At 68.0% G+C, this 18,326-nt stretch carries 25 protein-coding genes; 1 reads left to right on the top strand and 24 read right to left on the bottom strand.

The window, feature by feature from the left end:
- Positions 1-132: 132 nt before the first annotated feature.
- From rplO to F7R91_RS16610, 24 genes are all read right to left on the bottom strand, one after another.
- Positions 133-588 carry a 50S ribosomal protein L15 gene (gene rplO / locus F7R91_RS16730; protein WP_014674382.1) on the bottom strand — a complete coding sequence of 152 codons (456 nt, stop codon included), beginning with the start codon at positions 586-588 and terminating at the stop codon, positions 133-135.
- 2 nt (positions 589-590) lie between these two features.
- Positions 591-773, bottom strand: coding sequence for a 50S ribosomal protein L30 (gene rpmD / locus F7R91_RS16725; RefSeq protein ID WP_010473936.1), 183 nt, complete (start codon positions 771-773; stop codon positions 591-593).
- Positions 773-1,378: a 30S ribosomal protein S5 gene (gene rpsE, locus F7R91_RS16720; protein ID WP_004984517.1), complete on the bottom strand. Its 606-nt coding sequence runs from the start codon at positions 1,376-1,378 to the stop codon at positions 773-775. Before rpsE ends, rpmD begins: the two co-directional genes overlap by 1 nt.
- A gap of 36 nt (positions 1,379-1,414) precedes the next feature.
- Positions 1,415-1,798: a 50S ribosomal protein L18 gene (gene rplR, locus F7R91_RS16715; RefSeq protein ID WP_134040835.1), complete on the bottom strand. Its 384-nt coding sequence runs from the start codon at positions 1,796-1,798 to the stop codon at positions 1,415-1,417.
- Positions 1,799-1,801: 3 nt separating this feature from the next.
- Positions 1,802-2,341 (bottom strand): 50S ribosomal protein L6, encoded by a 540-nt coding sequence (gene rplF / locus F7R91_RS16710; protein WP_150949551.1) that lies wholly within the window; start codon positions 2,339-2,341, stop codon positions 1,802-1,804.
- A gap of 24 nt (positions 2,342-2,365) precedes the next feature.
- The gene (gene rpsH / locus F7R91_RS16705) at positions 2,366-2,764 is read right to left on the bottom strand and encodes a 30S ribosomal protein S8 (protein WP_030046382.1); all 399 of its coding nucleotides are present in this window, start codon (positions 2,762-2,764) and stop codon (positions 2,366-2,368) included.
- A gap of 212 nt (positions 2,765-2,976) precedes the next feature.
- Positions 2,977-3,162 (bottom strand): type Z 30S ribosomal protein S14, encoded by a 186-nt coding sequence (locus F7R91_RS16695; RefSeq protein ID WP_003948630.1) that lies wholly within the window; start codon positions 3,160-3,162, stop codon positions 2,977-2,979.
- 5 nt (positions 3,163-3,167) lie between these two features.
- Positions 3,168-3,725, bottom strand: a complete 558-nt coding sequence (rplE, locus tag F7R91_RS16690; protein WP_053661885.1) for a 50S ribosomal protein L5 — start codon at positions 3,723-3,725, stop codon at positions 3,168-3,170.
- Positions 3,725-4,048: a 50S ribosomal protein L24 gene (gene rplX, locus F7R91_RS16685; protein ID WP_053674523.1), complete on the bottom strand. Its 324-nt coding sequence runs from the start codon at positions 4,046-4,048 to the stop codon at positions 3,725-3,727. Before rplX ends, rplE begins: the two co-directional genes overlap by 1 nt.
- Before the next feature lie 2 nt (positions 4,049-4,050).
- On the bottom strand, positions 4,051-4,419 hold the full coding sequence (gene rplN / locus F7R91_RS16680; protein ID WP_003998823.1) for a 50S ribosomal protein L14: 369 nt from the start codon (positions 4,417-4,419) through the stop codon (positions 4,051-4,053).
- Between the two features lie 119 nt (positions 4,420-4,538).
- Positions 4,539-4,823 (bottom strand): 30S ribosomal protein S17, encoded by a 285-nt coding sequence (gene rpsQ, locus F7R91_RS16675; RefSeq protein ID WP_150949549.1) that lies wholly within the window; start codon positions 4,821-4,823, stop codon positions 4,539-4,541.
- Positions 4,823-5,047 carry a 50S ribosomal protein L29 gene (rpmC, locus tag F7R91_RS16670; RefSeq protein WP_007494763.1) on the bottom strand — a complete coding sequence of 75 codons (225 nt, stop codon included), beginning with the start codon at positions 5,045-5,047 and terminating at the stop codon, positions 4,823-4,825. Before rpmC ends, rpsQ begins: the two co-directional genes overlap by 1 nt.
- A complete protein-coding gene (rplP, locus tag F7R91_RS16665) occupies positions 5,047-5,466 on the bottom strand; it encodes a 50S ribosomal protein L16 (protein WP_030967307.1) in 420 nt (139 codons plus the stop codon). Before rplP ends, rpmC begins: the two co-directional genes overlap by 1 nt.
- Before the next feature lie 5 nt (positions 5,467-5,471).
- Positions 5,472-6,290 carry a 30S ribosomal protein S3 gene (gene rpsC / locus F7R91_RS16660; protein WP_055706471.1) on the bottom strand — a complete coding sequence of 273 codons (819 nt, stop codon included), beginning with the start codon at positions 6,288-6,290 and terminating at the stop codon, positions 5,472-5,474.
- A complete protein-coding gene (gene rplV / locus F7R91_RS16655) occupies positions 6,290-6,637 on the bottom strand; it encodes a 50S ribosomal protein L22 (RefSeq protein ID WP_023547379.1) in 348 nt (115 codons plus the stop codon). The genes rpsC and rplV overlap by 1 nt, the downstream gene beginning before the upstream one ends.
- Before the next feature lie 45 nt (positions 6,638-6,682).
- The gene (gene rpsS, locus F7R91_RS16650) at positions 6,683-6,964 is read right to left on the bottom strand and encodes a 30S ribosomal protein S19 (RefSeq protein WP_150949547.1); all 282 of its coding nucleotides are present in this window, start codon (positions 6,962-6,964) and stop codon (positions 6,683-6,685) included.
- A gap of 12 nt (positions 6,965-6,976) precedes the next feature.
- Positions 6,977-7,813, bottom strand: coding sequence for a 50S ribosomal protein L2 (gene rplB, locus F7R91_RS16645; RefSeq protein WP_030046376.1), 837 nt, complete (start codon positions 7,811-7,813; stop codon positions 6,977-6,979).
- 40 nt (positions 7,814-7,853) lie between these two features.
- Complete coding sequence (gene rplW, locus F7R91_RS16640; RefSeq protein ID WP_150949546.1) at positions 7,854-8,273, bottom strand: 50S ribosomal protein L23; 420 nt, start codon at positions 8,271-8,273, stop codon at positions 7,854-7,856.
- Positions 8,273-8,941, bottom strand: coding sequence for a 50S ribosomal protein L4 (gene rplD, locus F7R91_RS16635; protein ID WP_150949544.1), 669 nt, complete (start codon positions 8,939-8,941; stop codon positions 8,273-8,275). Before rplD ends, rplW begins: the two co-directional genes overlap by 1 nt.
- Positions 8,942-8,949: 8 nt before the next feature.
- Positions 8,950-9,594: a 50S ribosomal protein L3 gene (gene rplC / locus F7R91_RS16630; protein WP_020135811.1), complete on the bottom strand. Its 645-nt coding sequence runs from the start codon at positions 9,592-9,594 to the stop codon at positions 8,950-8,952.
- A 16-nt stretch (positions 9,595-9,610) separates the two neighbouring features.
- A complete protein-coding gene (gene rpsJ, locus F7R91_RS16625; protein WP_003948644.1) occupies positions 9,611-9,919 on the bottom strand; it encodes a 30S ribosomal protein S10 in 309 nt (102 codons plus the stop codon).
- 677 nt (positions 9,920-10,596) lie between these two features.
- Complete coding sequence (locus F7R91_RS16620) at positions 10,597-11,205, bottom strand: hypothetical protein (protein ID WP_150949542.1); 609 nt, start codon at positions 11,203-11,205, stop codon at positions 10,597-10,599.
- An 83-nt stretch (positions 11,206-11,288) separates the two neighbouring features.
- Positions 11,289-11,942, bottom strand: a complete 654-nt coding sequence (locus tag F7R91_RS16615; RefSeq protein ID WP_225320676.1) for a hypothetical protein — start codon at positions 11,940-11,942, stop codon at positions 11,289-11,291.
- Positions 11,927-16,474 (bottom strand): DUF6531 domain-containing protein, encoded by a 4,548-nt coding sequence (locus tag F7R91_RS16610; protein WP_150949540.1) that lies wholly within the window; start codon positions 16,472-16,474, stop codon positions 11,927-11,929. Before F7R91_RS16610 ends, F7R91_RS16615 begins: the two co-directional genes overlap by 16 nt.
- A 186-nt stretch (positions 16,475-16,660) precedes the next feature.
- On the opposite strand from F7R91_RS16610, the gene F7R91_RS16605 reads away from it, so the two are divergent.
- Positions 16,661-18,325 carry an RNA ligase family protein gene (locus F7R91_RS16605; RefSeq protein ID WP_150949538.1) on the top strand — a complete coding sequence of 555 codons (1,665 nt, stop codon included), beginning with the start codon at positions 16,661-16,663 and terminating at the stop codon, positions 18,323-18,325.
- Position 18,326: the final 1 nt, after the last annotated feature.

Here is an 18,326-nt window from a genome sequence, read left to right as displayed (position 1 = left end):
CATTCCGTGAAAGTAGGCAGTGCAGGCCACCTTACCGGCGAGACTGCCCCCTTGGAACGACCAACCGGGGATACCCCATTTGTGGGGTATCCCCGGTCGGGATCGTTCAAGTCATCGAGACGCCCGAGGGGTTCAGACGAGCTCGGTGACGGTACCGCCGGCGGCGGTGATCTTCTCCTTGGCGGAGCCGGAGACGGCGTCCACCGTCACCTGCAGCGCCACGGAGATCTCGCCCTGGCCGAGGACCTTGACGAGGCTGTTCTTGCGCACGGCACCCTTGGCCACGAGGCCCTCGACCGTGACCTCGCCACCCTCGGGGTAGAGCGCGGCCAGCTTGTCGAGGTTCACGACCTGGTACTCGGTCTTGAACGGGTTCTTGAAGCCCTTCAGCTTCGGAAGACGCATGTGGAGGGGCATCTGCCCACCCTCGAAGCGCTCCGGAACCTGGTAGCGGGCCTTCGTACCCTTGGTGCCACGACCGGCCGTCTTACCCTTCGACGCCTCACCACGACCGACACGGGTCTTGGCGGTCTTGGCGCCGGGGGCGGGACGGAGGTTGTGGATCTTGAGCGGGTTCTGCTCCGCCATGATCAGTCGACCTCCTCGACCGTCACGAGGTGGCGGACGGTGTGCACCATGCCGCGGAACTCGGGGCGGTCCTCCTTGACGACCTGCGTGTTGATGCCCTTGAGGCCAAGGGAGCGCAGGGTGTCACGGTGGTTCTGCTTGCTGCCGATGTACGACTTCGTCTGCGTGATCTTGAGGCGGGCCATCAGACACCCGCCCCGGCACGCGCACGCAGGAGAGCCGCGGGGGCGACGTCCTCGAGGGGCAGACCACGGCGGGCCGCGATCTCCTCGGGGCGCTGCAGGCCCTTCAGGGCCTCCACGGTCGCGTGCACGATGTTGATCGCGTTGTCGGAGCCGAGCGACTTCGACAGGACGTCGTGGATACCGGCGCACTCGAGCACGGCACGCACCGGGCCACCGGCGATCACACCGGTACCGGGGGACGCGGGCTTGAGCAGCACGACGCCGGCAGCCTTCTCACCCTGGATCGGGTGGGGGATGGTGCCCTGGATACGGGGGACCTTGAAGAAGTGCTTCTTGGCCTCCTCAACGCCCTTGGCGATGGCGGCCGGCACCTCCTTGGCCTTGCCGTAACCGACACCCACGGTGCCGTCACCGTCGCCCACCACGACCAGCGCGGTGAAGCTGAAGCGACGACCACCCTTCACAACCTTGGCGACGCGGTTGATCGCGACGACGCGCTCAACGTACGCGGTCTTCTCGGCGGCAGCAGCGCCGCCGTCACGGCCCTTCCGGTCCCGCCGCTCGCCGCCACCGGCACCGCCACCGCGGCGCTGGGGTCCAGCCATTGGATTACCTCTCTCTTTCCGCTAGCTACAAGCGGCTCAGAACTTGAGCCCGGCTTCGCGGGCGGCGTCCGCCAGGGCGGCGATACGCCCGGCGTACTGGTTGCCACCACGGTCGAACACGACGGCCTCGACACCGGCGGCCTTGGCGCGCTCGGCGACCAGGGCACCGACCTGCTTGGCCTGCGCGGACTTGTCGCCCTCGCCACCGCGGACCGACGCGTCCAGGGTGGACGCCGACGCAAGGGTGTGACCCTTGAGGTCGTCGATCACCTGGGCCACGATGTGGCGGTTCGAGCGGGTCACGACCAGACGCGGACGCTCCGCCGTACCGTTGATCCGCTTGCGGATCCGGATGTGGCGGCGCTTGATCGCGGCGCGCTTGTAGGCGTCGCCCTTGAGGATCTTCTGTCCGTATGCCATGGCTTACTTACCCGCCTTTCCGACCTTGCGGCGGATGACTTCGCCCTCGTACTTGACGCCCTTGGCCTTGTACGGGTCGGGCTTGCGCAGCTTGCGGATGTTGGCCGCAACCTCGCCGACCTTCTGCTTGTCGATGCCCTCGACCTGGAAGCGGGTCGGGTTCTCCACCTTGAAGGTGATGCCCTCGGGCGCCTCGACGGTGATCGGGTGGCTGTAGCCGAGCGCGAACTCGAGGTTCGAGCCCTTGGCCGTCACGCGGTAACCGACACCGCTGATCTCGAGCTTCTTCACGTAACCCTGGGTCACGCCGGTGATCATGTTCGCCACCAGCGTGCGGGACAGGCCGTGCAGGGCCTTGTTCTGACGCTCGTCGTTGGGGCGGGTGACGTTCAGAACGCCGTCCTCACCCTTTGCGATGTCGATCGGCGCCGCGACGGTGTGGGTCAGCGTGCCCTTGGGGCCCTTGACCGAGACCGTACGGCCGTCGATGGTGACGTCCACGCCGGCGGGAACCGTGATGGGGAGCTTGCCAATACGCGACATAGCTGTTTCCTCCGTTCCCTTCCGCTACCAGACGTAGGCGAGGACTTCCCCACCCACGCCCTTCTTGCCGGCCTGCTTGTCGGTGAGGAGCCCGTGCGACGTGGAGATGATCGCCACGCCGAGGCCGCCGAGCACCTTCGGCAGGTTGGTGGACTTCGCGTACACCCGGAGACCGGGCTTGGAGATCCGCTTGATGCCCGCGATGGAGCGCTCACGGTTCGGGCCGAACTTCAGCTCGAGAACGAGGTTCTTGCCGACCTCGGCGTCCTCGACGCGCCAGCCCGTGATGAAGCCCTCCTGCTGGAGGATCTCCGCGATGTGCGACTTGATCTTCGATGCCGGCATCGTCACGGAGTCGTGGTACGCCGAGTTCGCATTCCGCAGACGCGTAAGCATGTCTGCGATCGGATCAGTCATGGTCATGAATTGGCCTTCGGCCTCTCTCGCCGGGGTTTCCTGGTGCGCCATCCCTCTCCCCGATCCGAGACGGGACGGGTGCGGCGCGGTGGACCTACGGCGTAGTAAGTCGTATGGGCGCGACAGGCGCCCAACCCCACAAGCCTAAGCCATGCGGGGGTGGGCCCCTGTCCACCCAGTTGCTTACCGAGAGCCCTGAGAATCCCGAATTACCGGAATTACCAGGAGCTCTTGGTCACGCCCGGCAGCTCGCCACGGTGAGCCATCTCACGAAGGCACACGCGGCACAGGCCGAACTTGCGGTACACGGAGTGGGGACGGCCGCAGCGCTGGCAGCGCGTGTAGCCCCGCACACCGAACTTGGGCTTGCGAGCAGCCTTCGCGATCAGAGCCTTCTTCGCCATCTCGCTCACGCCTCCTTGAACGGGAAGCCGAGGTGACGAAGGAGCGCGCGGCCCTCAGCGTCGTTGGTCGCCGTGGTGACCACGGTGATGTCCATACCCCGGACGCGGTCGATCTTGTCCTGGTCGATCTCGTGGAACATGACCTGCTCGGTGAGACCGAAGGTGTAGTTGCCACGGCCGTCGAACTGCTTGGGGGACAGACCACGGAAGTCGCGGATGCGCGGCAGCGCGAGCGACAGGGTGCGGTCCAGGAACTCCCACATGCGGTCGCCACGGAGCGTGACGTGGGCACCGATCGGCTGGCCCTCGCGCAGCTTGAACTGCGCGATGGACTTGCGGGCCTTGGTGACGGCCGGCTTCTGACCGGTGATCGTGGTGAGGTCGCGGATGGCGCCCTCGATCAGCTTGGAGTCGCGGGCGGCGTCGCCCACACCCATGTTGACCACGATCTTGACGAGGCCGGGGACCTGCATGACGTTCTCGTACTTGAACTCGTCACGCAGCTTGCCCGCGATCTCCTCGCGGTACTTCGTCTTCAGACGCGGAGTGGTGGTGGTAGCCATCAGATGTCCTCACCCGTCCGCTTGGCAACACGGATCTTGTTGCCCTCGTCGTCGAAGCGGTAGCCGACACGCGTGACGACCTTGTTGCCGTCCTTCTCAACGACCAGCTGGACGTTGGAGACGTGGATCGGCGCCTCGGTCGTGACGATGCCGCCGGCCTGGGAACCGCGAGCGGTCGGGCCGGCCTTGGTGTGCTTCTTGACCCGGTTGACACCCTCGACCAGGACGCGCTCATCGCGCGGGTAAGCGGCAATGACCTTGCCCTGCTTGCCCTTGTCCTTGCCGGTGATGACCTGGACCAGGTCGCCCTTCTTGATCTTCATGCTTACAGCACCTCCGGCGCGAGCGAGATGATCTTCATGAACTTCTTCTCGCGCAGCTCACGGCCGACCGGGCCGAAGATGCGGGTGCCGCGAGGGTCGCCGTCGTTCTTCAGAATGACGGCGGCGTTCTCGTCGAAGCGGATGTACGAGCCGTCCGGACGGCGGCGCTCCTTGACGGTGCGAACGATGACCGCCTTGACGACGTCACCCTTCTTCACGTTGCCACCGGGGATCGCGTCCTTGACGGTGGCGACGATGACGTCACCGATGCCCGCGTAGCGGCGACCGGAGCCACCGAGCACACGGATGCAAAGGATCTCCTTCGCACCAGTGTTGTCGGCGACGCGCAGTCGCGACTCCTGCTGGATCACGTCTATCTCCTGTGTGTCTGCCGGTTCCCGGCAGGGGCGTCTCGTGATGAGCTGAGCCCCTGCCGAGCCTGGCGGAACTGTCCTGCGGGGCCCCTATGTCTTTTAGGGCCGCAGGAGAATTACTTGGCCTTCTCGAGGATCTCGACGACGCGCCAGCGCTTCGTCGCGGACAGCGGCCGGGTCTCCGCGAGGAGGACACGGTCGCCGACACCCGCGGCGTTCTGCTCGTCGTGCGCCTTGAGCTTGTTCGTACGGCGGATGACCTTGCCGTACAGCGCGTGCTTGACGCGGTCCTCGACGGCGACGACGACGGTCTTGTCCATCTTGTCGCTGACGACGAGACCCTCACGGGTCTTGCGGAAGCCGCGCGCCTCAGTCTTCTCAGTCACATTGTTCTCGCTCATCAGGCGTTCTCCACCGTTTCGATGCCCAGCTCACGCTCGCGCATCAGGGTGTAGATCCGCGCGATGTCCTTGCGGACCGCCTTCAGACGGCCATGGTTCTCGAGCTGGCCCGTCGCCGCCTGGAAGCGGAGGTTGAACAGCTCTTCCTTGGCCTCGCGAAGCTTCGCAAGAAGCTCCTCGTTGCCCAGCTCGCGCAGCTCGGACGCCTTGGTACCGGCCGACATCACGCTTCACCTGCCTCGCGCTTGACGATCCGGCACTTCATCGGCAGCTTGTGGGCCGCACGAGTCAGCGCCTCACGGGCGATCTTCTCGTTGGGGTACGACAGCTCGAACATCACGCGTCCGGGCTTGACGTTGGCGATCCACCACTCCGGAGAACCCTTACCGGAACCCATGCGGGTCTCGGCAGGCTTCTTGGTGAGGGGACGGTCCGGGTAGATGTTGATCCAGACCTTGCCACCACGCTTGATGTGACGCGTCATGGCGATACGAGCGGCCTCGATCTGACGGTTCGTCACGTACGCCGGGGTGAGCGCCTGGATGCCGTACTCGCCGAACGCAACCGTCGTGCCACCCTTGGCAGCGCCGCTGCGCTTCGGGTGGTGCTGCTTGCGGTGCTTGACCCTACGGGGGATCAGCATGTCGGTCAGGCCTCCGTTCCGGTGCTCTCAGCCGGAGCGGCGGGGGCCTCGGCCTTGGGGGCCTCGGCGCCGGCAGCCTGCTGCGGCTTGCGACCGCGCCGCTCGCCACCGCGGCCACCACGGGCCGGGCGGTCGGCGCCACCGCGGGCCGGGCGGTTACCCGCACGGGCGGCAGCGTTCTCGGCGCGGACCTCGGCGATGTTCTTGACGTCGCCCTTGTAGATCCAGACCTTCACACCGATACGGCCGAAGGTCGTCTTGGCCTCGAAGAAGCCGTAGTCCACGTTCGCGCGGAGCGTGTGCAGGGGCACACGGCCCTCGCGGTAGAACTCCGAGCGGGACATCTCGGCGCCGCCGAGGCGGCCACCGCACTGGATCTTGATGCCCTTGGCGCCCGCCTTCATGGCCGACTGCATGCTCTTGCGCATGGCGCGGCGGAAGGAGACGCGGGAGGACAGCTGCTCGGCGACGGCCTGGGCCACCAGCTGAGCGTCCGTCTCCGGGTTCTTGACCTCGAGGATGTTCAGCTGGACCTGCTTGCCGGTCAGCTTCTCCAGGTCACCGCGGATGCGGTCGGCCTCGGCGCCGCGGCGGCCGATGACGATGCCCGGGCGAGCGGTGTGGATGTCCACCCGCACGCGGTCACGGGTGCGCTCGATCTCCACCTTCGAGATACCGGCGCGCTCCATGCCGGACGTCATCATCCGACGGATGGCGACGTCTTCCTTGACGTAGTCCTTGTACAGCTTGTCGGCGTACCAACGCGACTTGAAGTCGGTCGTGACACCGAGCCGGAACCCATGCGGGTTTACCTTCTGGCCCATTACCGGGTTCCTTCCTTGCTGCTGACGACCACGGTGATGTGGCTGGTCCGCTTGCGGATCCGGTAGGCACGGCCCTGGGCGCGCGGACGGAACCGCTTCAGGGTCGGGCCCTCGTCGACGTAGGCCTCGGAAACGAAGAGGCTGTCGGCGTCGGTGTGGTCGTAGTTGTGCGCGGCGTTGGCAATGGCGCTGTCGAGCACCTTGCCGACCGGCACGGAGGCTGCCTGCGGAGCGAATCGCAGAACAGCCTGGGCCTCCGTGGCGTCCATGCCACGGATGAGGTCCACCACACGGCGGGCCTTCATGGGCGTGACGCGGATGTACCGCGCCTGGGCCCTGGCTTCCATGGTTGTCCCTTCAGAGTTACTTACGTGTCTGAATGCGATCCGCTACTAGCGGCGCTTCGACTTCCGGTCGTCCTTGACGTGACCCCGGAAGGTGCGCGTCGGCGAGAACTCGCCGAGCTTGTGGCCGACCATCGACTCGGTGACGAACACCGGGATGTGGGTCTTGCCGTTGTGCACCGCGATCGTGTGGCCGAGCATGGCCGGGACGATCATCGAGCGACGGGACCAGGTCTTGATGACGTTCTTGGTGCCGGCTTCGTTCTGGGCGTCCACCTTGTTGATCAGGTGGTCGTCGACGAAGGGCCCCTTCTTGAGACTGCGCGGCATCTAAACCCGCTCCTAGCGCTTCTTGTTCGTCTTGCGGCGGCGGACGATGTACTTGTTGCTCGCCTTCTTGGGAGAACGAGTACGACCCTCCTTCTGACCCCAGGGGCTGACCGGGTGGCGACCACCGGAGGTCTTGCCCTCACCACCACCGTGCGGGTGGTCAACCGGGTTCATCGCCACACCGCGAACGGTCGGGCGGACGCCCAGCCAGCGCTTGCGGCCGGCCTTACCCCAGTTGATGTTGCTCTGCTCGGCGTTGCCGACCTCGCCGACGGTGGCGCGGCAGCGCACGTCGACCAGGCGGATCTCACCGGAGGGCATGCGCAGGTGGGCCATCTGGCCCTCCTTCGCGAGCAGCTGCACGGAGGCACCGGCGGAGCGGGCGAACTTGGCGCCGCCACCGGGACGGAGCTCGATCGCGTGGATCGTGGTACCGACCGGGATGTTGCGCAGCGCCAGGTTGTTGCCCGGCTTGATGTCGGCCCCGGGACCGTTCTCGACGCGGTCGCCCTGCTGCAGGTTGCGCGGGGCGAGGATGTAGCGCTTCTCGCCGTCGGCGTAGTGCAGCAGCGCGATGCGCGCGGTGCGGTTGGGGTCGTACTCGATGTGCGCGACCTTCGCCGGCACGCCGTCCTTGTCGTGACGACGGAAGTCGATCACGCGGTAGGCGCGCTTGTGGCCGCCACCCTGGTGGCGGACGGTCACACGACCGGAATTGTTACGGCCGCCCTTGCTGTGCAGGGGACGGACCAGCGACTTCTCCGGCGTGGACCGCGTGACCTCGACGAAGTCGGCGACGCTGGAGCCACGACGGCCCGGCGTAGTCGGCTTGTACTTGCGGATTCCCATTTCTCAGTCCTCGTCCGATATCGGACGATCCGGACCGCCCTCAGGCGGTCGGACCGCCGAAGATGTCGATACGGTCGCCCTCGGCGAGGGTCACGATCGCGCGCTTGGTCGCCGCACGCTGGCCGAAGCCGGTGCGGGTCCGCTTGCGCTTGCCCTGGCGGTTGATCGTGTTGACCCCGGTGACCTTGACCGAGAAGACCGCCTGGACGGCCTGCTTGATCTGGGTCTTGTTGGCACTCGGGTCGACGATGAACGTGTACTTGTTCTCGTCGAGAAGCGCGTAGCTCTTCTCGGAGACGACCGGCTTCAGCAGCACGTCACGGGGGTCCGTGTACGCCTTGCTCGCCGGGGTCTCGACGGTGTTCTTGCCCTCGGCGGCGTGGCGGCGCGCCTTGGCGACGCGCGCGGCCTTGGCGGCCTTCGCAGCCTTGGAGGCAATGCTCGGGTGACGCGTAGCCATCAGGCGTCGCTCCCTTCGGTGTCAGTGTTCCGTTCGGCACTGGGCGTGCCGGACACGAAGGACTCGAAGGCAGCCTGGGTGAAGACCACGTCGTCCGAGACGAGAACGTCGTACGTGTTCAGCTGGCCCGGCTCCAGGATGTGGACCTGGGGCAGGTTGCGGGCGGACAGCCACGCGGCCTCGTCGGCGCGGTCGACGACCAGGAGCAGGTTCTTGCGCTCCGAGATCTTGCCGAACAGCGTCTTGGCGGCCTTCGTCGACGGGCTCTCGCCCTCGACGACGCCGGAGACGACGTGGATGCGGTTGTTGCGAGCCCGGTCGGTGAGGGCGTGGCGCAGGGCCGCGGCCTTCATCTTCTTCGGGGTCCGCTGCGAGTAGTCACGCGGCACGGGACCGTGCACGACGCCACCACCGGCGAACTGCGGCGCGCGGGTCGAGCCCTGACGGGCGCGGCCGGTGCCCTTCTGGCGGTACGGCTTCTTGCCGCCACCACGGACCTCGCCACGGCGCTTGGTCTTGTGCGTGCCCTGACGGGCCGCGGCCAGCTGCGCGACGACGACCTGGTGAAGCAGCGGGACGCTGATCTTCTCTACGTCGAAGATCTCCGCGGGGAGCTCGACGGAACCGGCCTTGTCGCCCGCCGGCGAAAGGATGTCAACAGTGCTCATCGGTTACCTCAGGCCCCCTTGGCCGCGGTGCGGACCAGGACGAGGCCGCCGTTCGGACCGGGAACCGCGCCCTTGATGAGCAGCAGACCCTTCTCCGCGTCAACGGCGTGGACGGTCAGGTTCTGGGTGGTGACCCGCTCGTTGCCCATACGACCCGCCATGCGGAGGCCCTTGAACACGCGGCCCGGGGTGGCGCAGCCACCGATGGAACCGGGAGAGCGGTGCTTGCGCTGGGTGCCGTGACCGGCACCGAGGCCCTTGAAGTTGTGACGCTTCATGACACCGGCGAAGCCCTTGCCCTTGCTCTTGCCGGTCACGTCGACCTTGATGCCGGCCTCGAACACCTCAGCGGTGATCTCCTGGCCGAGGGTGTACTCGCTGGCGTCAGCGGTACGGATCTCGACGAGGTGGCGGCGGGGAGTGACGTCGGCCTTGGCGAAGTGGCCCTTGAGGGGCTTGTTCACCTTGCGCGGGTCGATCTCGCCGAACGCGATCTGGACGGACTCGTAGCCGTCGACGTCGTTCGTACGGACCTGGGTGACGACGTTGGGGCCGGCCTTGACGACGGTGACCGGAACAACGCGGTTGTTCTCGTCCCACACCTGCGTCATGCCGAGCTTCTCGCCCAGGATGCCCTTGATCTGCTTAGCCATTCTCAGATCACCGGCCTCAGAGCTTGATCTCGATGTCGACACCGGCCGGGAGGTCGAGTCGCATCAGAGAGTCAACGGTCTTGGGCGTCGGGTCGAGGATGTCGATCAGGCGCTTGTGCGTGCGCATCTCGAAGTGCTCGCGCGAGTCCTTGTACTTGTGCGGCGACTTGATGACGCAGTACACGTTCTTCTCAGTGGGCAGCGGCACCGGGCCCGCGACCGACGCACCAGTGCGGGTCACCGTCTCGACGATCTTCTTCGCCGAGGAGTCGATGACCTCGTGGTCGTAGGCCTTGAGCCGGATGCGGATCTTCTGTCCCGCCATGGCTACTCAGTAGTCCTGTCTCTCGTAACGCTCTGGAACCCGGCGTTTCCTTCATTTCCTCCGACCCACGCGGTCGGGCGTGTCGCACTCCCGCTGACACAGATGCCCCTTGTTCGAACATCCCTGCTGGGAGCACGGCCCTTCCGGAACCGCAAGCCGGGGACGAAAGGCCCACCGGGTGCCTGGCCGGTGCCGCACTGACACTTCCCGGAAGATTCCCGTACGTCCGCCCCAGCGCTGCCTCACGGCAGTTAGGGCGACGAGTACTGTGGGACTCGCTTCCGGTCCCCCCGGCGGGAGGCGCGCAGCATCAACACTCGACCGAGCAACCCCGCTAGTCTGCCATACGGGGCAGGGGGCTGGCCAATCGAGCGGGAGAGAATACCCCGGGGGTGACGAAGGTCAAACCAGCGCCCCGCCGGCTCGTGGACCGCACGTCATCCGCCGCATACGGTGCGCTGAGCCCGTTCGGGCGTGCAGCCGGGTCATCGCGAAGTCGATCTCCCAACCGCTCGGCTGCAGCAGCCGCTTCCCGTCCGCTGACGGCGTTCCCTCCAAGCCGATGCCGACACCGGGGACCAGTGCCAGGCGTCGGGCAGGCCGGGAAGCACGGCCGCACCGCGGAATTCGGTGACTATGGCCCTTATGTCCATGGTTCTCCTGAGGCGACGCAGTGCTCAGAAGCCCCAGGGGTTGGGGTGAGGGGTGAGCGTGCGGTCTTCGGACCAGATCAGACGGGCCTCCAGGTCGGCGCCGAGGATTTCCCTCAGACGGTCCACCGCCCAGGCATTCCAGTGGACGCCTCCCGGGAATTCGGGCACGCGGAAGGCCGGCAGCCCGGCCGGCAGGGCCTCGGGGCGGAAGACGGTCTGCTTCATCTGGCCCGTCCCTTTCTTCGGCTTCGACGATCTGCGCAGGTCCACGCAGTCGACGACCTTCGCCACCAGATAGAGGAGGTAGTCCGGCCCCTCTTCCGGATCAGTGCCTTCCGGATAGACGGGGAGGTACCTCCCTGCCGCCGCGAGGTCTTCCGCCACCAGACCGGCGACATGGCGGCTGAACACCGGAGCGCCCGGATACCCGCAAGGGAACTCGGCGGACCGCAGACGCGGATTCCCGACCCACTCGGCAGTGAACGACTCCGGCAGGTCCTCGGGGGCACCGGTGCGCAGCCAGCGGATCAGCTTCCGATGCGCGTACTCCTCCAGAGACAGGGTCCGGAACTCCACCATGCTCGGCATCAGCCGGTACACCGCGAGAGGCCCACGGGAGCGGTCAGCCGTCATGGCGCCGTCCAGAAGGCACCGGGTCCCGGTACACCGGTGGCGAGCTCACCCTCGACCTGGCGGCCACCCGGCGGCCCGCCTCGTCAGAAGCCCCACGGATCCGGATGGGGCTTGGCCGCGGGGTCCTCTGACCACGTCAGACGCTTCTCGATCTGGTCCCCCGTGAGGCTGACGAGCCGGTCGGCCGCCCAGCCGTTCCACTGGACGGCGCCGGGGAACTGCGGCAGGCGGAAGGCGGGCAGATGCGTCGGCAGCGCTTCGACTCGGTACACCGGCTTCTTGACTTCCCCGTCCAGCCTCTTCGGCTTCGACGACCTGCGAAGGTCCAGACAGTCGACCACCTGTTCCACCAGGTACAGGAAGTACTCGTCGTCCTTCGCGCCCGTGATGTCGACAGGCACCAGACGGCCGGCCGACAGCAATGCGTCCCCCAGGTTCTCCGCGAGACGCCGACTGAGCACGGGAGCGCCCGGTCCACCGGAGGGAAACTCGCTCTTGGACCAACGCCGCTCGCCCATCCACTCCGCGCCGAGCCGAGTCGGCGGGTCTGCGTCGGCTCCGGCACTCTGCCAGCGCATGAGTCGGCGCACACCGACCCTGTCGAGATGTAGCGCCTGGTACTCGCTCAGGCTCGGCAGGAGCCGATATACCGACAGCCCCCTTCCGGGCACGTCAGCCATTGCGTCACCGTCCTCGTTCGTCGTCACATCGGCACGGTCCATCATGGTGCCGTCCATACGGCGTCCGCCGCCGGTTGCCCGCTCGCCAGCTCTCTCTCGATCTGCTGCCCGATGGAGCGCAGTTCCCCACGCAGAGCGCTGCGAATGGCACGGGCCCCGTATCCGGCCGTCGTCATCCTGTCCACCGTGGTTTCCAAATGCGTGTTCAGGCGGAGCAGGAACGGCTTGCGGTGCGTGAAGTTGTGTGGCCGCGGATGTCCCAGCGGTATCCCGTTCGCCGCGTCGTTGATGTCGACGCCGTACTTCTCCAGCAGGGCCCGGCTCTCTGCCGCCCTGTTGCGCTTCATGCCAGACGGCACGATGTGCGCGGCGGCCTCGCCCGCGCCTTTCGCCCGGCCCTCCTTGGCCAGGTTCTTCGCCAGCAGGTCGGCGTTCTCTGCACAGGTGAGGAGGCCTAGGTAGTCGAGCCATGAAAGCGGGTTCGGCACGTAGGTCCGAGGATTCGGGCCCGCGTCCAGACCCAGCGGGTCGGCACTGACGTAGGCGGCCGTGACCGGGTCGTAGTACCGGAAGAAGTTGTGGTGCAGCTGCGACTCGGGATCGAAGTACTGCCCCGGAAAGCGCAGCGGCGTCGACGTGGCGTATGCGTCGTCCCACGCTGTGAGGCCCCACAGTGTGGCGTCGGAGCGCCAGGCGATGTCACCGTTCTCGGACACGAGTTCAGTCGGGGTGCCCACGATGTCGGTGACGATGGCGTAGAACCGCTCGTCGACCAGGTCCTGGGGTGCTCGGTCCAGGGCGGTGCGCTCCGTCTGGGCGAGTGGCCGGACGCCGTCGCGCTCCCAAGTCAGTGTCGACGTCCCGGGAGAGCCGGTCCGGACCGTGGTCTGCTCCACGAGATGCGGGCCGTCCCAGGTGAATCGGGTCTCCTCGGCCACACCCTGGTCGTCGGCGGTCAGCCGCTGCTTGGCGACGCGGCGTCCCAGCGGGTCGTGCAGATAGCGCCAGACCGTGCCGTCGGGGGTGACGACGGAGGTGAGCCGGTCGTCGGCGTCCCAGCTGTAGCGCCAGATGTCGGGCTTGCGCGACAGCCGCGTCCGGCGGCGCTGTACAACGCGCCCGGCGGCGTCGTACTCGTAGTGGACCCCTCCCGCGCGCACGACGCGGTTGCCCTGGTGGACGCGTTTGCCACGGGCCTCCTGTGCCGAATACCGGTCGGGCCAGGTGGCGCGGGTCTGGTTGCCCTGGTCGTCGTAGGCGTACGACTCCGTCCGCTCTCCCGCACGCATCGTGAGGACGTGTCCCGCCGGGTCGAGATCGAATGTCCGACGTCCGGCCGTGCGGTCGTCGAGCGCGGTCACATGGCCGTCCGGCCGATAGGTGTAGGTGCGCTGGGTCAAGGGCAGCGCGCTGTTCGGCGACGTCAACTGCTGGCCGGTGAGCCGGTCGCCGGAGTCCCAGGCATGGGCCAGCGTGAGGGCGGAATCGATCCGTCTTGTCGTCTCGCGGCCGAGTCCGTCGTGGTCGAAGGCCAGGGTGCGGCCGGCGGCGGTGAGCGCCGTACGGTGCCCGGCCTGGTCGTACGCGTAGGTGCTGACCGCGCCGCTGGGCGTGGTCCGGCGCACAGGACGGCCGAGAACGTCGTAGGCCGTGGCCAGGACCCGCCCGTCGACGGACTCGGTGATGATGCGGCCGCCCCGGTCGTATTCCTGGGTGAGGACGGCGTCGGGCCCCTCCGCCCGGACGAGACGGCCTGCTCGGTCATGGAGGTACGTGGTCGTCCGGCCGTCGAGCGTCACCCGGGTCTGGTTGCCGGCCTCGTCGTAGGCGAAGGCGGCGGTCTGCCCGACGGCGTTGGTACGGCTCACCAGCTGGCGTGCGGGGTCGTAGCCGTAGACCAGCGTGCGGCCGTCGAAGTCGGTCTCGGCGACCAGATTGCCGATCGCGTCGTAGCGGTAGTCCCAGGTCAGCCCGCGAGGCCCGGTCACCTGCAGCAACCGAAGTTCCGTGTCGTGGAGGAAGGTGTGGCGGACGCCGTCCGGTGTCGTGCGCGAGGTGAGCAGGTCGAAGGGGCCGTACGTGAATCTGGTGGTGCGGCCCATCGTGTCCGTGTGGGTGACCTGGTTGCCCTCGCCGTCGTACGTCCACCGCTCCACGGTGCCATCAGGGTCGGTCCGCGAGGTGAGGAGGCCCTCCACGGACCAGGTCCGCCGGGTCTGCCCGCCCAGGGGGTCCACAACGGTGGCGCACCGGCCGAAGGGGTCGTACGTGTACGAGAAGACCGCGCCGAGCGGGTCGACGGCCGAGGTCGGCTGTCCCGCCGGGTTGTTGGTGAAGCGGTGGACCGCCCCCGTCGCATCCGTCAGTGAGGACAGGGCTCCGGTCGGCTCACGGGTGAAGACTGTGGTGGCTCCGTCGGCGGTCGTCACCGATGTGCAGTTGCCGCGCTCGTCCCACGCCTGGCGCAGGACGGCACCGTCGTACTCGGTGATCTCCACCGGAAGGCCGAGGTCGTTGTAGCGGGTCGTCGAGGCGGAGCCGTCGGGCAGCCGGACGGCGGTCGGGCGCCCCGCGTCGTCCCACTCCATGCGGAGGGACCGGCCCAGCTGGTCGGTCCGGCTGAGCAGTCGGTCCCGGTGGTCCCACTCCTGGGTGACCGTGTGGCCGAGCGCGTCGGTCTCCTCGACCAACTGGTGGGCGTCGTTGAACCGATAGTGCGTGGCATGTCCCAACGAGTCGACGGCGACCGTCCGGCGGGCCTCGTCGTCGTACGCGAACGTGTAGGAGAGAAACCCGTCCATGCCGTGCCCGGTCACGCAACGGCCGGCCTCGTCGTAGTCGAAGCGGTAGCCGACCCCGTTGCGGTCCTCCCAGCGCGTGATGCGTCGGCTGTCGTCGTAGTCGAACCGCAGGGGCAGCCCCGAGGAGTTGAGTACGGCCGAGAGGTTGCCGCGGTCGTCGTAGCCATAGCGGACCAGGGACGGCTGCTCGGGGTGGCTGCGCAGGGTCAGTTCGGTGATCCTCTTGTTCTCGCACGTCACGCCGATGCGGTAGCCGCCGTGGTGGACGACCTCGTCGGGTGTTCCGTCCGCCCGGTAGGTCACGCCGATCGTGTTGCCGTTGCGGTCGCTGACGCCAGCCAGGGGGAGTTCGGCGGGCGACCTGTCCTGCAGGGGCCGGAAACGCAGCCGGTGACCCGTCTCGGGCCGGTGTACGACGAGTTCGCCGTCGGCGGTTCCGTCCCAGCTCAGCGGCCAGGCCGGGCCTACCACCGGCAGGACGGGGACGTCCGTGTCCGGGACCGGGTAGTGCAGCACCATGCCGTCCTCGACGGCGAACCGGACGCCGGTGTCGTCGAGCAGCAGGCGCTGATCGAGCATGCACGTCCAGCTCGGGCCGAGGAAACGGCCACTGCGGACGTTCGTGCGGTAGTGGCGTTCCAGGACGAGGGGGAGCACACCCTCCAGCGCCACATCGGTGGCGGACATGACGAGTTCGCCGGTCGCGAGGTCGACCGGGTCTCCACGGGTGATGAGCTTCTTCATCTGGCGCCCCATGGAAAGGGCGCTCTTGCCGAGCCCCCTGACGCCCATGGCCATACCCTTGAGGCCCACCTTGCCCAAGCCCTTGAGCCCCTTGGCCAGCCCACCCAGAGTTGTCAGGCCCTTCATGCCCGGGATGCAGTCCAGCGCCGCCAGCCCCACGTCCCACAGCGACGCCCGGCCCTTGGAATACTTGTAGAGCGTGTCGGCCAGGACCACGAGCGCGGCGACCAGCACGATCGCGCCGAGGATCGGACCGCCGATGATCATCGCGACGATCCCGACCACCGCCACCACGATCTTGCACGCCGCGACGATGGTGTCCCAGTTGTCGCTGAACCAGTCGCCGACCTCCTCCCACCACGACCGGTTCTGGATCCCCGCATCCGACGCCTCGTCGATCTTCGACTTCGCGTCCCGCGCCGCCTCCTCACGCATCTTCCGCGCATCCGCAGCCATCTTCTTCGCCGCATCCAGCGCATCCTGCGCATCGTTGACGTCCGACTGCGCCTTGGCGTGGGCCGACTTGGCGCTCTGCGCATCCCGCGTCGCGGCCCGCACCTTCGCCTCGTCCGGCTTCTCAGCCGTGGACTTGCTGCCGGTCGGATCGTCCTTGTACTTGTCCGCCTCCTTGTTCGCCCGCGTCACCCACGAATCCGCCGACGACAGACGGGACTGGGCGGACGACAGATCCGCCTGCGCCTCCCGCGCCCGGGCCAGCGCCCGGTCCGCCAACGCCTGCGCCCGCTCCAGCTTCGGCCAGAAATCCGCCAAAGCATCCCCGCACAACTCATAGGACTTCTTCAGCTTCTTCAGATTCTTCGGCACCCCGGAGAACTCGTCCTGGAACACCGCAGCGGACTTGCCCACCCACTCCAGCATCGCGTCCTCACCGGCCATCCCATTGACCAGACGCAACGCCTCCGACACATCGTCCGCGAAGTCATGCAGGGTCTTCGCCAGCGACCGCACCCGGTCCGGATCACCCGGCGTCGGATCCCCCTCCAGATCCAGAACATGCCAATCCCGCGGCCGATACCCCGCCATACCCCAACCCCCGTCACACGCGCACCGTCAACAACCGTATGCACACGCGAACTTACAAGGCACACCCGTTCGACGGAAAGGTCGGTTCATGCCCGGCCCCCGTGCCGCACGTAATCCACTCGCCCCTCACCGCCCCGCGCTCCTACGCTGATCAGGTACGTCGGCTGTCACGGGGGAACGTTCACCATGCGTACGCACTATCCGCGGACCCGGCATCTTCCCTGGTCCCCCGGCGCCACCGCCGATGACCTCCGGGTCACCGATCTGTCCGGGCTGCGCGGCCGTGAGGTCGTCGTCACCGAGAAGCTCGACGGTGAGAACACCACGCTGTACGCCGACGGCCTGCACGCCCGCTCGCTGGACTCGGCCCACCACCCGTCCCGCACCTGGGTCAAGGCGCTCCAGGCCCGCATCGGCCACGCCGTCCCCGAGGGCTGGCGGGTGTGCGGGGAGAACCTGTACGCCCGGCACTCGATCGCGTACGACGCCCTGGAGAGCTGGTTCTACGGCTTCTCGGTGTGGGACGGGGACGGCCGCTGCCTGGACTGGGACCGGACGGTGGCCTTTCTGCGCGGGCTCGGCATCCCCGTACCGCGTGTGCTGTGGCGAGGCGTGTTCGACGAGCGGGCGCTGCGCGCGCTGAGGCTGGATCCGGGACGGCATGAGGGGTACGTCGTCCGGATCGTGGACGAGTTCGGCGCGCAGGAGTTCGGGGAGCGCGTGGCCAAGTGGGTGCGGGCCGGGCATGTGCGGACGGACACGCACTGGATGCACGCAGCCGTCGTCGAGAACGGACTCTGCCCGGCGGCGGCGTTGTGGGCCGTACGGTCGGGGGACACCGTCGATGCGGCGGCGCTGGAGGCGGCCGTGGGACTGCCCGGAGAGGGGGACCCGCGGGCCGCCGCCCGGTTCGATCCGGCGGCGCGCTCCGGGGACGACCGGCTCATCGGCGTACTCGCCGCGCTGTTGCACTCGGGCAGGCGGCCGCGGCTCGCGGCTCGTCTCGCCGGAGTGGTGGGCATGCCGCTCGCGCGCCGGGTCGCCGATCTCGTAGGGCTGCACCAGGCGTTGCACCGGCCGTATCCGGACGAGGACCGGCGGGCCGGCCTGGTGCGGTTGTCCTACGCCGCCGACCTGGGCCTGCTGCACGCGGTCGCCCGGGCCACCGCAGCGACCGACGAAGCACGCGACCACGTGGAGTGGTCGGCGCTGCACGCCGAGGACATCGGGGGCCTGGACGAGGGCGCGCTGCGGGAAGCGTTCGCCGAGCTGCCGACCGACGCGGCCGTCCGGTGCCGGGCCGAGGCACGGGAGGCGTACGCGCAGGGGCGCATCGGCGGTGTGGACGAGGCTGTCGCGGCGACCTGGCGCCGACGGTCCGGCGCTGCCTTCCCGAAGCTGATCCACATGGTCGGTCCGGCCGGCAGCGGCAAGAGCACCTTCGCCCGGGGGCTCCCGGGCGTGGACACGTACATCTCCTTGGACGATCTGCGCGAGGAGCGCGGTGCACGCGCCGACCAGCGGGCCAACCAGGACGTCCTGCGTGAGGCGCCCGACCGGCTGGACAGGGCCCTGGCCACCGGAGGGACCGTGGTGTGGGACGCCACGTCCTTGAACAAGCAGCAGCGCTCGCTCGTGCACACGATAGCCCACCGCCGCGACGCCCTGACCACCCACGCCGTGGTCCTGGTCGAAGAGGACGAGCTGGTACGGCGCAACGCCCGCCGCGAGCACCCGGTGCCGCCGGAAGTGCTCACCGCCCAGCTGCGCCGCTTCGGCCCGCCGTACCCCGGCGACGCGCATCGCACCTGGTACATCGGGGCGAGCGGGACCGTCGAGGAAGAGGTCTGAC

Source organism: Streptomyces luteolifulvus (genome assembly GCF_008806595.1).
Lineage (GTDB): Bacteria > Actinomycetota > Actinomycetes > Streptomycetales > Streptomycetaceae > Streptomyces > Streptomyces luteolifulvus.
Note: the sequence above shows the minus strand (reverse complement) of the source record. Positions and strands in the feature narration are given on the sequence as shown.